11 protein-coding genes are annotated in these 12570 nt (G+C 64.7%); 7 read left to right on the top strand and 4 right to left on the bottom strand.

Going from position 1 to position 12570, the window contains the following annotated elements; all coding sequences use genetic code 11:
• Positions 1 to 20 precede the first annotated feature (20 nt).
• From OKW29_RS05955 to OKW29_RS05940, 4 genes are all read right to left on the bottom strand, one after another.
• Positions 21 to 1298 (bottom strand): NAD(P)/FAD-dependent oxidoreductase, encoded by a 1278-nt coding sequence (locus OKW29_RS05955; RefSeq protein WP_429290330.1) that lies wholly within the window; start codon positions 1296 to 1298, stop codon positions 21 to 23.
• Positions 1299 to 1379: 81 nt separating this feature from the next.
• On the bottom strand, positions 1380 to 2048 hold the full coding sequence (locus tag OKW29_RS05950; RefSeq protein ID WP_429290329.1) for a haloacid dehalogenase type II: 669 nt from the start codon (positions 2046 to 2048) through the stop codon (positions 1380 to 1382).
• Positions 2049 to 2154: 106 nt separating this feature from the next.
• Entirely contained in the window at positions 2155 to 3648 is a 1494-nt protein-coding gene (locus OKW29_RS05945; RefSeq protein WP_429290328.1) for an aldehyde dehydrogenase family protein, read from the bottom strand.
• A 465-nt stretch (positions 3649 to 4113) separates the two neighbouring features.
• The gene (locus tag OKW29_RS05940) at positions 4114 to 4728 is read right to left on the bottom strand and encodes a cupin domain-containing protein (protein ID WP_184071936.1); all 615 of its coding nucleotides are present in this window, start codon (positions 4726 to 4728) and stop codon (positions 4114 to 4116) included.
• A 318-nt stretch (positions 4729 to 5046) separates the two neighbouring features.
• On the opposite strand from OKW29_RS05940, the gene OKW29_RS05935 reads away from it, so the two are divergent.
• From OKW29_RS05935 to OKW29_RS05905, 7 genes are all read left to right on the top strand, one after another.
• A complete protein-coding gene (locus tag OKW29_RS05935; RefSeq protein WP_429290327.1) occupies positions 5047 to 5931 on the top strand; it encodes a GNAT family N-acetyltransferase in 885 nt (294 codons plus the stop codon).
• Between the two features lie 6 nt (positions 5932 to 5937).
• Complete coding sequence (locus OKW29_RS05930) at positions 5938 to 6861, top strand: 2-hydroxyacid dehydrogenase (RefSeq protein ID WP_429290326.1); 924 nt, start codon at positions 5938 to 5940, stop codon at positions 6859 to 6861.
• 94 nt (positions 6862 to 6955) lie between these two features.
• The gene (locus tag OKW29_RS05925) at positions 6956 to 8044 is read left to right on the top strand and encodes a tartrate dehydrogenase (RefSeq protein ID WP_184071942.1); all 1089 of its coding nucleotides are present in this window, start codon (positions 6956 to 6958) and stop codon (positions 8042 to 8044) included.
• An 83-nt stretch (positions 8045 to 8127) separates the two neighbouring features.
• The gene (locus tag OKW29_RS05920) at positions 8128 to 9606 is read left to right on the top strand and encodes an NAD-dependent succinate-semialdehyde dehydrogenase (RefSeq protein WP_429290325.1); all 1479 of its coding nucleotides are present in this window, start codon (positions 8128 to 8130) and stop codon (positions 9604 to 9606) included.
• Positions 9607 to 9608: 2 nt separating this feature from the next.
• Entirely contained in the window at positions 9609 to 10601 is a 993-nt protein-coding gene (locus tag OKW29_RS05915; protein WP_429290324.1) for a M14 family metallopeptidase, read from the top strand.
• Complete coding sequence (locus tag OKW29_RS05910) at positions 10598 to 10942, top strand: cupin domain-containing protein (RefSeq protein WP_429290323.1); 345 nt, start codon at positions 10598 to 10600, stop codon at positions 10940 to 10942. Before OKW29_RS05915 ends, OKW29_RS05910 begins: the two co-directional genes overlap by 4 nt.
• A 52-nt stretch (positions 10943 to 10994) precedes the next feature.
• On the top strand, positions 10995 to 12323 hold the full coding sequence (locus OKW29_RS05905; protein ID WP_429290322.1) for an NAD(P)/FAD-dependent oxidoreductase: 1329 nt from the start codon (positions 10995 to 10997) through the stop codon (positions 12321 to 12323).
• Positions 12324 to 12570: the final 247 nt, after the last annotated feature.

The following is a 12570-nucleotide window of genomic DNA, read 5'->3' as shown; positions in this document are numbered from 1 at the left end:
GTAGCGATCAGTCGATCCATTCAATGCAGTACATCCTGCAACCTGTAATACGCGCCGACGAGCGGCAGAAACCACGCGCGTCCAAAATGTCCTGGAATCGCGGGCCATTCCAGCGTTCGCCACGGATTGCGCGAGGCGGCGCCGAACATCACGTCGGCCATCAGACGGCCCATGTGCACGGACATCTGCACACCGTGGCCGCTGTAGCCCATTGAATAGAACAGTCCTTCATGCTGGCCTGCGCGCGGCAGCCGGTCGGCCGTCATGTCGACGAGGCCGCCCCAGCAATAATCGATGCGCACGTCGGCCAGTTGCGGGAAATAGCGTGCGAGCCCATCACGCAGAATCCGCCCGCTTTTCTCGTCCGAACGCGGATTCGACATCGCGAAGCGCGCGCGGCCGCCGAACAGCAGACGCTCGTCCGGCGTCGCACGAAAATAGTTGCCGATGTTCAGCGTCGTCACATACGAGCGGCGCGTCGGCAACACCGCATCGAGGCGCGCCTTGCCCAGCGGCTCGGTTGCGACGATGAAGCTGCCGACGGGCGCGATGCGGCGCCGGAACCATTGCAGCGGACCGACCTGCGACGCGCCGGTGGCAATCAGCACGCGCTCGGCGCGTACCGTCCCGAGCGGACACTGCACGTCGAACGCGTTGCCGCCGAGCGGCTTGAGGTTCGTCACCGGCGTGTTCTCGTAGATCTGCGCCCCACGCCGTGCCGCTGCCGTGCCGAGACCCACGCCGAATTTGCCCATGTGCATCTGCATGCCGTTGCGTTGCACGAGGCCGCCGAAAAAGCTGTCCGACCCGATCTCGTTGCGAATCTGCTCGGGCGGCACGAGTTCGACATCGGAATCGACTTCGCGCCGCAACACCTCGTACGACTTCGCGAGCGACGCGAAATGCTGCGGTTTCGCGGCGAGTTTGATCTTCCCGGAGTGGCGCAGATCGCAATCGATCTGCTCCTCCCCGATGATCGTTTTCACCGTTTCGACGGCGCCGGCATATGCACGGTAGAACTCGGACGCGCGTTCGCTGCCGATGCGCGCGGACAACGCGGCGTAGTCCTGCGCGACGCCCGTATTGCAATGGCCGCCGTTACGGCCCGATGCCTGCGCCGCGAGTCGGCCCGCCTCGAACACGATCACCGACCTGCCACGTTTGGCCAGCTCCAACGCAGCCGACAGCCCGGTGAAGCCGCCGCCGACCACCGCAACGTCCACCCGCTGCGGTAGCGGACCCTGGACGCCGCTGGTAAAGCGTGGCGCAGTGTCGAGCCAGTAGGAGTCGAGCTTCATCGTGATGCGTTCCTGTCGGTTGGTTGCGCCGCTTTCAGCGGCGCGCGGGAAGCGATGTCGTGAGAAGGCCGGACGTGCGAATCAGAGGCCGAGCAGCGATGCCAGTTGCGGGATGCCCGACACTTCGTTGACGCCGTAATACGGGTTCAGCGGCTCGTGCCTGCGGTTGACGAACGCCTTGTGTTTGATGCCCATGTCGTACGCGGTCATCAGGTCATAGCGGAAGCTCGACGACACATGCAGCACGTCTTCCGGATTGCAGTCCAGTTGCGAGAACATGTACTCGAAGGCTTTCTGCAGCGGCTTGTACGCCTGTGCCTGCTGGGCGGTGTAGACCTTGTGGAACGGCGCGCCGAGCTTGTCGACGTTGCTGTGGATCTGGTCGTCCGACGCATTCGACAGGATCACGAGCTTGTACTTCGAGGCCAGTCGCGACAGCCCTTCCGGCACGTCCGCGTGCGGGCCCCAGCTCGGCACGGCCTCGTAGATCTTCAGTGCGGTCGCTTCGTCGAACGGCACGCCGGTGCGTTCGCAGGTGCGGCGCACCGAGTTCACGACCACGTCGCGATAGGGCTTCCATGCGCCCAGCACTTCGTCGAGGCGGTAGCCACGGAAGAACTCGACAAACTCATCCATCTTCGCCTTGTCCAGCTTGTCGCCGTAAAGCTCGCGCGCGGTCTGGCCCATCTGGAAGTTGGTCAGCGTGCCATAGCAGTCGAAAGTGATGTACTTCGGCTCGAAATCGATCATGGTCAACATCCTGTCGTCGTGGCGAACCTGGTTGCAGGCTCGGGGTTCAGTTTCGGGTTGAATCGGTGCGGTTGATGCTTGCGTATATCCGGTGTAAAGCCGTGCTTCACAGCGTTTCGAAATCGATCAGCACACTCTTGTGCCGCATGCTCGCCACCATCGCTTCGCGGCCGAGATCCTTGCCGATACCGGACTGGCCGAAGCCGCCCGTCGGAATGATCATGTCGCCGCTGCGGCCGTAACGGTTGATCCAGATGGTGCCCGCGGCGATGCGGCGCATCGCCCGCAGCGCCTGACCGATGTCGCTGCTATGGACCCCCGCCGCGAGACCGTAGATCGGATGCGCGGCGAGCGCGATGCCCTCTTCCTCGTCGGCGAATGTCTGTACCGTCAGCACCGGGCCGAATAGTTCCTCGCGCACGGCGGGCGTCTCTGAAGTCACCTTGGCGAGCAGCGTCGGGCGGTGGAAATAGCCTTCGTCGGTGCCTTCGAAAAAGCCGCCGCCGAAGATCACTTCCGCGCCGCTCTCGCAGCTCTGCCCGATAAGCGCTTCGATGCGTCGCGCCTGGGCGCCACTGATGATCGGCGAATAAGCGGTGCGGCTGTCCCACAGCGGGCCGGGCTCGATCGGCTGCAGTTGCCGTTGAATGGCGGCGATCAGCGGTTCGGCAATGCGCTCGTGCACGATCAGCCGCGTGCCGGCCACGCAGGCCTGGCCGCCGTTGGCCGTAAAGCCGCGGGCGACACAGCGCGCCGTATGCGCGAGATCCCGCACATGTTCGAACACCAGTTGCGGGCTCTTGCCGCCGAGTTCCAGCGTGACGGGCTTGGTGCCGTGCATCGCGGCGTCGCTCATGATCGCGGCGCCCGTGCGGGTCGAACCGGTGAAGCTCATCTTCGAGATGCCTGGGTGACGCGTCAGCGCGGCGCCCGCCGTCGCTCCACGGCCATTCACCACGTTGAAGATGCCGGGCGGAATGCCGGCTTCGATGGCGAGTTCCGCGAGACGCAGCGTCGAGAACGGCGTCATTTCCGACGGTTTCATCACGACCGCGTTGCCCGCCGCAAGCGCGGGACCGCACTTCCATGAACACATCGACAGCGGAAAATTCCACGGTGTAATCGCACCGATCACACCGTACGGCTCCGATGCAACAAAACCGAGACTGTCGCGTCGCGTGGCCGCGATATCGCCACCGAGCTTGTCGGCCAGCTCCGCGAAGAAGCGGATCGCCTCCGCGGTGAACGGCACATCTGATGTATAGCTTTCCGTCACCGGACGCGTCGAGCTGACCGTTTCGAGTTGGGCGAGACTCACCGCATCGCGATCGATCAGATCGGCCCAGCGGCTCAGCACCTTCGCGCGCTCGCGCGGAGAGCGGGTGCCCCAGCCGCTCGTCTTCCATGCAGCTAGCGCATTGCTGACTGCGTGATCGACGGTGGCGTCCGACGCGTCCGGCACATGGCCAAGCAGCGCGCCATCCGACGGCCGGTGAACGGCGATCTGCGCTTCGGCCGCCGAATAGTACGCACCGCCAATGAAATGCCCCTGCGGCAACGGCACGGCGGAAGGATCGAAATCGAGTGACGGAGTGGACATGTCCGGCCTGATCAGTAGGTTCAAGTGTGTGGTGCCGCGTGCGCTCACGCACTGATGACTGCTTGCACCACTCGGCACTGCTGTTCGCCATCGCGACCACCGAATGAACGAACATCGAATGAAGTTCATTTTAATGAACACCAAATGAAATACTAGTGGTCAAAAATAAACTTTTGTGAACAGTTCGTTGTGCGCTGCGATACATTGCCTGCCTCGGAGAGCACACCGCCGCACTGGTGGGCACGGGCCGCAAGCCCACACGGCTGGGGCGCGCACGAGCGAGGCGACGCGACACGCCTGTTCCGTCGTGCAACGCAAAACCGAAAGGCGAATGAGAGAAAGAAAGGCGTTGACGTCAGCCGCCGTCCGTGCGAGCCGGACGCGACGCGTCAGAGCGAGCGAGGAAAAGAGAGGGAAGACAGCGCCGCTTGCCACACGACATGCGGCTCCGGTACAACAAACAGATCAAAGATGAATGACGGGCGGCTGCGTGTTCATGATCCACAGCAAACGAGCAGCCTTCCTGCTTTCGTTACGCACGCTATGCGGTACCGTGCTCTTGAACTGGAAGCTGTCTCCCGCGCGCAGTTCGGAGCGCCGGTCGCCGACATTCAGCACGACCGTGCCTTCCAGCACCAGGCCCGCCTTCTCGCCGATGCCCACCAGCACCTCTTCGGAACCGGAGCCGGCCGGCAGCATGATGATCATCATCTGCAAATCGTGATCGCCATGCGGCGACAGCAATTCTTTCTGCATGCCGTTCTTGCCGACTTCGAACAGCGGCCGCTCGGCCGCCTTGCGCACGAAATCGCCGGTGATCGGGTCCGAGACCGCGTCGTCTTCTTCGAGCAGCGCGGTCAGCGGAACCTCCAACGCCAGGCGCAGGCGCTCGAGAATACGCACCGACGGATTGGCCTTGTTTCGCTCGACCTGACTGACGGTGCCGACCGACACGCCCGCGCGCATCGCCAGTTCGTTGATCGACAGACCCTGCGCGACGCGCAGCGCGCGCAGACGAGCGCCGACGTCGCCGTGACCCGGGTCGGCCGTGCGCTTCTTGCTGAGCTCCGTTCGCTGCATGTGTTTCCCGTTGATGACGCGGCGGCCGGCTGCCTATGTGCCGCCGGTGCGGTTGTTGTGCTGGGCGCGCACGGTCGCATCCGATGAGGCGCCAGCCGCTTCGTTACAATGAACGCCCATTCAATTTTTCAGCATTATATTGAATATAGCACCCGCGGGGTGAACGCCAAAAATACCTGTGCAATTGCGTTGCGCGTCGCTGCCGCCGTGAAGCAGACCCGACCACACACCGGCCCGAATAACAAAAAGATCGTCCTATGAAGCAGGCACTGGTAATGCCACAGTCTAGGCTGATCATGCCGCCAGCAGGAGTTTGCAGTGTCCGAATCAACCGTGAAGAAATCACTGACCTATCGCCGCTTCACTTCCGATGACATCGCCGCCGCGCACGGCCTCTCGGTTGCGGTGCGCTGGCCGCACCGCGCCGATGACTGGCGCTTCATGTACGACGCCGGCACCGGCTTCGTCGCCGAAGACAATGGCGCCGTGATCGGCACCGCGCTCTGCTGGAAATTCGGCGCGGACCGCGGCACGCTCGGCCTCGTGATCGTCTCGCCGGACGAACAGGGCCGGGGCATTGGCCGCAAGCTGATGGAACTGGTGCTCGAAGAACTGGGCAACCGCGTGACCTTCCTGCACGCAACGGTCGCGGGCAAGCCGCTTTACGAAAAGCTCGGCTTCGTCAGCTGCGGCGGACTCACCCAGCATCAGGGCACGCTCGGCAGCGTGGCCGCTGTCGCGCCGCCGCCCGGCGAACAGTTGCGTGCCGCGAGGCCGGACGACACGCCGAAGCTGATCGAACTCGCGTCGCGCGCGAGCGGCTTCGACCGCAGCGCGACGATACCGGCGCTGCTCGGGTTCGCGCAAGCCGTGGTTCTCGAACGTGACGGCGAAATGGTCGGTTTCTCGCTGTTCCGTCCGTTCGGACGCGGCTACTCGATTGGACCGGTGGTCGCGCAGCATGGGTCCGACGATCTGCGTGCCCGCGCACTGATTTCGTACTGGCTCGCGCAGCACGCCGGCGACTTCGTGCGGATCGACGTGCCGGACGACGCCGGCATCAACGACTGGTTGACCCATGTCGGCATGCCGCGCGTCGACTCGGTCGAAAAGATGGTGCGCAACGCGCCCACCGACTTGCGCGAGGTGGCCCCGGACCCGGGCTGGCGCGCGTTCGGCATCATCAATCAGGCGATGGCGTAACCGCCAATGACCGTCCTCTACAAAGCCGATCCGGTGCGTGGAGCGCTATGGGCCGAGCGCTTCGCGCAGCTGGCGCCCGAGGTGCCGTTCCGGGTGTGGCCGGACATCGGCGATCCCACGGCCGTGCGCTATCTGGTCGCATGGCAACCGGGAGACCTCGCGCTCACGCTGCCGAATCTCGAAGTGGTGTTTTCGGTCGGCGCGGGAGTCGATCAACTGGATCTGTCGCAGATTCCGGCGCATCTGCCGGTGGTGCGGATGCTCGAGCCGGGCATCGTCGAAGGCATGGTCGAATATGTCACCGAGGCGGTGCTGGCGATTCACCGCGATCTGTTCGATTACGGGTTGCAGCAGCGGGCGCGCGTCTGGCAGCCGATGCCGTTGCGCGCCGCCGCGTCCCGTCGAATCGGCGTGCTCGGCCTCGGCATGCTTGGCCGCGCGGTACTGGAGCGTTTGCGGCTGTTCGGCTTCGCCTGCGCGGGCTGGAGCCGCTCGAAGCATGCGCTCGAAGGGATCGACTGCTATGCGGGCGAGGCCGGGCTCGATGAGTTGCTTGCCCGTGCCGACATCCTGATCTGTTTGCTGCCGCTCACGGACGCGACGCGCGGCCTGCTCTGCCGGCGGGTATTCGACATGCTGCCGCGAGGCGCGTCGCTGGTTCACGTCGGCCGCGGACCGCAACTCGTCAGCGCCGATCTGCTCGACGCGCTGCAACGCGGGCAGATTCACAGCGCGGTGCTCGATGTCACCGACCCGGAGCCGTTGCCTGCTGACGATCCGCTGTGGGCGCAACCGCGCGTGCGCATCACGCCGCATATCGCGAGCGCGACGCGGCCCGAACCGGCCGTCGATGCGGTACTGGAAAACCTGCGCCGCTATCGCAGCGGCGAGCGGATGAACGGCTTGATCGACCGGACGCGCGGCTACTGATACCCATGCGCGGCCCGGCCCCCGAACGCAACCCCATTTCGCCATCCGCGCGGCGTCAGCAGACGGCGCGCGATCACGGCAAGGAGAGAGACGTATGACCCGCAAATACCGCATTGCCGTGATTCCCGGCGACGGCATCGGCACCGAAGTGATGCCCGAAGGCCTGCGCGTGCTGGACGCCGCATGCAAACGCTTCGACATCGGCATCGACTACCGCCATATCGAATGGGCGTCGTGCGACTACTACGCGCAACACGGCCAGATGATGCCCGACAACTGGAAGGCGCAACTGCAGGACTGCGATGCGATTCTGTTCGGCGCGGTCGGCTGGCCCGACAAGGTGCCCGACCATATTTCGCTGTGGGGCTCGCTCCTGAAGTTTCGCCGCGAATTCGACCAGTACGTGAACCTGCGCCCCGCGCGGCTGTTCGAAGGCGTGCCCTGTCCGCTCGCCAACCGCAAGCCGGGCGATATCGACTTCATGATCGTGCGCGAAAACACCGAAGGCGAGTATTCGTCGGTGGGCGGCACGATGTTCGAGGGCACCGAGCGCGAAGTCGTGATGCAGCAGTCGATCTTCACGCGCCACGGCACCGAGCGCGTGATGAAGTTCGCGTTCGACCTTGCACGGCGTCGGGCGAAAAAACTCACGGTTGCAACGAAGAGCAACGGTATCGCGATCAGCATGCCGTGGTGGGACGCCCGCGCCGATGAAATGGCCGCCCGCTACCCCGATGTGAAGATGGACCGTCAGCACATCGACATCCTGTGCGCGCGCTTCGTGCTGAACCCGGATCGCTTCGACGTGGTGGTCGCATCGAACCTGTTCGGCGACATCCTTTCCGATCTCGGGCCGGCGTGCACGGGGACGATCGGCATCGCGCCGTCGGGCAACCTGAATCCCGATCGGCGCTTTCCGTCGCTGTTCGAGCCGGTGCATGGCTCGGCGCCCGACATCGCCGGCAAGGGCATTGCCAATCCGGTCGCGATGATCTGGTCGGCCGCGATGATGCTCGACTTTCTCGGCCACGGCGCGGGTGTCGAGCGCGATGCGCACGACACCATCGTCGCCGCGATCACGCGGGTGCTGAAGGAAGGCCCGCGCACGGGCGACCTGGGCGGCAGCGCATCGACCACGGAGGTCGGCGCGGCGATCGCGGCTCGGGTCGCCAACCCGTCCTGATCACTCACAGAGCAGGCAGCACTGACTGCCCGGCGCGCGTCGGGCGCTCTGCCATCGCATGCCAACCGGCACGGAGACCTCATATGAGCACGAATCTCGAACAACAGGCCCGCGCGCTGATCCGCACGGAGAACTTCATCAACGGCGAGTGGGTCGCCGCCGCGAGCGGTCGGCGTTTCGCGGTCACCGATCCGGCGACCGGCAAGCTGATCGCGGAAGTTGCCGACAGCGGCCCCAGCGACGCGCGAGCGGCCACGGACGCCGCCGCCAAAGCGCTGGCCGCGTGGCGCGCGAGGCTGGCCAGCGAGCGCGCGGCGGTACTGCACCGCTGGCACGCGTTGATCGTCGCGAATCGCGACGCACTCGGTGCGTTGATCTCACTCGAACAAGGCAAGCCGCTCGCCGAAGGACGCGCCGAGGTGAACTATGGCGCGTCGTACGTCGCGTGGTTCGCCGACGAAGCCACCCGCATCTACGGCGACCTGATTCCGCAGCAGCAGCGCGGCAAACGGATGAGCGCGATCAAGGAACCGATCGGGGTCGTCGGGGCCATCACGCCGTGGAATTTTCCGCTTGCGATGATCGCGCGCAAGATCGCACCCGCGCTCGCGGCGGGCTGCACGGTGGTCGCGAAACCCGCGGAAGACACGCCGCTCACCGCGATCGCACTGGTGATGCTGGCGCACGAGGCGGGCGTGCCGAACGGCGTGCTCAACCTGATCTCGGCTTCGCGTGCGGCGGCGGCCGAGACGGTCGGCGACTGGCTCGCCGACAGCCGTGTCCGCAAGATCACGTTCACCGGATCGACGCCCGTCGGCAAGCATCTCGCGCGCGAATCGGCGGGCACGCTGAAGAAGCTCTCGCTGGAACTCGGCGGCAATGCGCCGTTCATCGTATTCGACGACGCCGACCTCGATGCCGCGGTCAACGGCCTGCTGGCCGCGAAATTCCGCAATGGCGGGCAGACCTGCGTGTGTCCGAACCGCGTCTTCGTGCAGCGCGGCGTATACGAACGTTTCTCCGCGCTGCTGTGCGCGAAAGTGGCCGAACTGCGGGTCGGACCCGCCAGCGACCCCGCCTCGCAGATCGGGCCCATGATCAATGAGCGCGCTGTGGACAAGATCGCTCGTCATGTCGAGGACGCGCTCGAGAACGGCGCGCTCGTGCTGACGGGCGGACGACGGCTCACCGAGCTGGGACCGCACTACTACGCGCCCACGGTGCTCGGTAACGCCACGTCGTCGATGGTGTTGTGCGGCGAGGAAACCTTCGGCCCGGTCGTGCCGCTGTTCCCATTCGACAGCGAGCAGGAAGCGGTGCAGGCCGCCAACGACACGCCGTTCGGGCTCGCCTCGTACTTCTACAGCGAGAACATGCGCCGCATCGAGCGTGTCTCGCGCGCGCTGGAAGCTGGCATCGTCGGTATCAACGAAGGCGCGCTCGCTTCAGAAGCGGCGCCGTTCGGCGGTGTGAAGGAATCCGGCTACGGTCGCGAAGGATCGAAGTATGGTCTCGATGACTACCTGTCGATCAAGTATCTGTGTCAGGGAGGTCTGGAGTAAACATGGAAGCCTATCCGATCGAACTCGCATTTCCGGACCTCTCGGCGCACGCCGACGGCAATACCGGCATTGCATACGTGCACTCGTTCGACTCCGGCCAAGCCGGGCCGCACGTGATGATCAATGCGCTCACGCATGGCAACGAAGTGTGCGGCGCGATCACCGTCGACGCGTTGTTGCGCAGCGGCCTGCGCCCGCGCCGCGGCAAGCTCACGCTATCGTTCGCGAACGTCGCCGCGTATGCGCGGTTCGATCCCGCGACACCAGACCAAGCGCGTTTCGTCGATCAGGACTTCAACCGCGTCTGGACCGCCGCGAAGCTCGACGATCTGGCGACCCGCTCGTCGGAACTCGATCGTGCGCGCGCGATGCGGCCGGTGATCGACACAGTGGATCTGCTGCTCGACCTGCATTCGATGCATGAAAAAAGCGCGCCGCTGATCGTCGCGGGGCCGCTGCGCAAGGGAGCCGAACTGGCCGAGCGGCTCGGCACGCCCGCCACCGTGATTCAGGACGAAGGCCATCCCGAAGGCCGCCGAATGCGCGACTACGAGGGCTTCGGCGACGACACGAGTCCGAAGAATGCCCTGTTGATCGAATGCGGCCAGCACTGGGAAGCCAGCGCGGTGACGGTTGCGCGCGACTGCACCGCACGCTTTCTGTTGCTGTCGGGCATCGTCGACGCAGCCGACCTGCCGCCCGGCTGGATCGCGCCATTGCCCGACGAAATGCGCATCGTGCGCGTGACCGAACCGGTCGTCGCCAGGAGCATGGATTTCCGTTTCGCGGGTCCTTATACAGGCCTCGAGACGTTCGACAAGGCCGGCACCGTGATCGCATGGTCCGACGGTCAGCCAGTCTCGACTCCGTACGATGACTGCATGCTGGTGATGCCCTCGCTGCGCCAGTTGCGCGCCGGCGTCACCGTGGTCCGGCTAGGCCGGATCGAACGACGTATCGACCTCCGCTCACGACAACAGGAAACAGCGCAATGAAAGTTCAGCAGATCAGGCAAGCCGCGGAAGTCTCCGCACTGGAGGATTGGGGAACCGCGGGCCTGCCCGGTACCGAACCGTCGCGCGTATCGGGACGCCAGTACGTCATTCCCGGTCACGAAGCAATCGATACCGGCGTGTTCGAGTGCTCGCCCGGCACCTATCGGCGCTCCGTCAAGCAGGCGGAGGTGATGCATTTCATCAAGGGCAGCGGCACCTTCACGCCCGACGGAGAAGACACGGTCCCCTTCGCCGCCGGCGACACGCTATTTTTCCAAGCCAACACGGAAGGACTCTGGAACATCGATGAAACGCTGCGGAAGATCTATGTGATCTTCTGACAGCGTACGCACCCGGTATCCGGCTGCTCATGTCAATCATGGTTGCTCAAACATGCTAAGAATCGACGAAGTCCCGAATAGCGAGGGGTTCCCCGATCGCTGCGACGTAGCCGTGATCGGCGGCGGCATTATCGGCGTCAGCACCGCTTACGAGCTGGCACGGCGCGGCGTATCGGTCGTGCTGCTCGAAAAAGGCATCATTGGCGCGGAGCAGTCGGGGCGCAACTGGGGTTGGGTGCGTCAGCAGAACCGCGACCTTTACGAGTTGCCGCTCGCGATGCAGAGCCTGAAGCGTTGGGGCGAGTTGAGCGACGAACTCGGCGAGGACATCGGTTTTCGGCGCAGCGGCATTCTGTACGGAAGCGAGCAGTCTGCCGATGTCGCCCAGTGGGAAGCATGGCTCGGCAAGGCGCGCGCGCTCGGCTTCGACAGTCAGCTGCTGTCGGCTCGAGAACTGGCCGCGCGCGTTCCGCATAGTCGGGCAAAGTGGGCGGGCGGCGTGTGGTCGCATTCCGATGGACGCGCGGAGCCGTCGCGAGCAGCGCCCGCCATCGCAAGAGGCGCGCAACGACTCGGCGCGCGCGTGCATCAGACCTGTGCGGTTCGCGGACTCGACAGCAGCGCGGGTCGAATCTCCGGCGTATGGACCGAGCGCGGCCGGATTGGCGCGAGCAGCGTCGTGCTGGCCGGCGGCGCGTGGAGCGCCCTGTTCTGCCGGCACCATGGGATCGATCTGCCGGCGGTCAATGTGATCGGCACCGCGCTGCGCACGGCGGAGGCGCCGGCCGTGATAGACGGGTGCTTCTCCGGCCCGAACTTCGCGTTGCGGCGGCGGCTGGACGGCGGCTACACGATCGCGGTGCCGGGCTATGGACGCATGGAGATCGCGCCACAGAACCTGCGGCACGCGGTCAAGTTTCGCCAGATGTTCCGCAGCAAACTCAACAAGAAGCTCAAATTCCGGATCGCGCAACCTTTCTTCGGCGGCCCCGAAGGAAGTGCGGACTGGCGCAACGACGACATCTCTCCGTTCGAGGTGACGCGGGTTCTCAATCCCGTGCCCGATGCCGAGTGGCCGACCCGTGCACTGCAAAACGTTGCGACGGTCTTTCCCGAACTGTCGGGATTGCGTATCGCTCATGCTTGGGCAGGCGCGATCGACACGATGCCCGATCTGGTGCCGGTGATGTCACGCGTGGAGAGCAAGCCGGGCCTTGTGATCGCTTCGGGGTTCAGCGGTCATGGATTCGGGCTGGGACCGGGAGCCGGCATGCTGGTTAGCCGCATCGTGACGGACGACGCGACTGGGATCGAGACACAGCCATATCGATTGACGCGCTTTAGCGATGGCACCCGGCTGGCGAAACCCGAGATGATGTAACACCTGACGTCGCCCCGCGAAAGCGGGCCTTCAGTGCTGTACAGCCGCACTCAGCGTACCCCGCGAAATCTCATGTTTATGGCTTGCGATCGATGAACGGTTGATCGCGCAATCGTGGCAAACACTGACCATCAAACCATTGCAGTTGAGTGCCGACCACGCTTGATCCAATCTGCGCCAGCGCATGACCGATGACACGCGGGAATCGGCTTGTAATATCCTGCTAAAAAGGTCATCCGCGAGCGGC

This window comes from Paraburkholderia sp. CI3 (assembly GCF_050436505.1).
In the GTDB taxonomy this organism is placed as follows: Bacteria; Pseudomonadota; Gammaproteobacteria; order Burkholderiales; family Burkholderiaceae; genus Paraburkholderia; species Paraburkholderia tuberum.
Note: the sequence above shows the minus strand (reverse complement) of the source record. Positions and strands in the feature narration are given on the sequence as shown.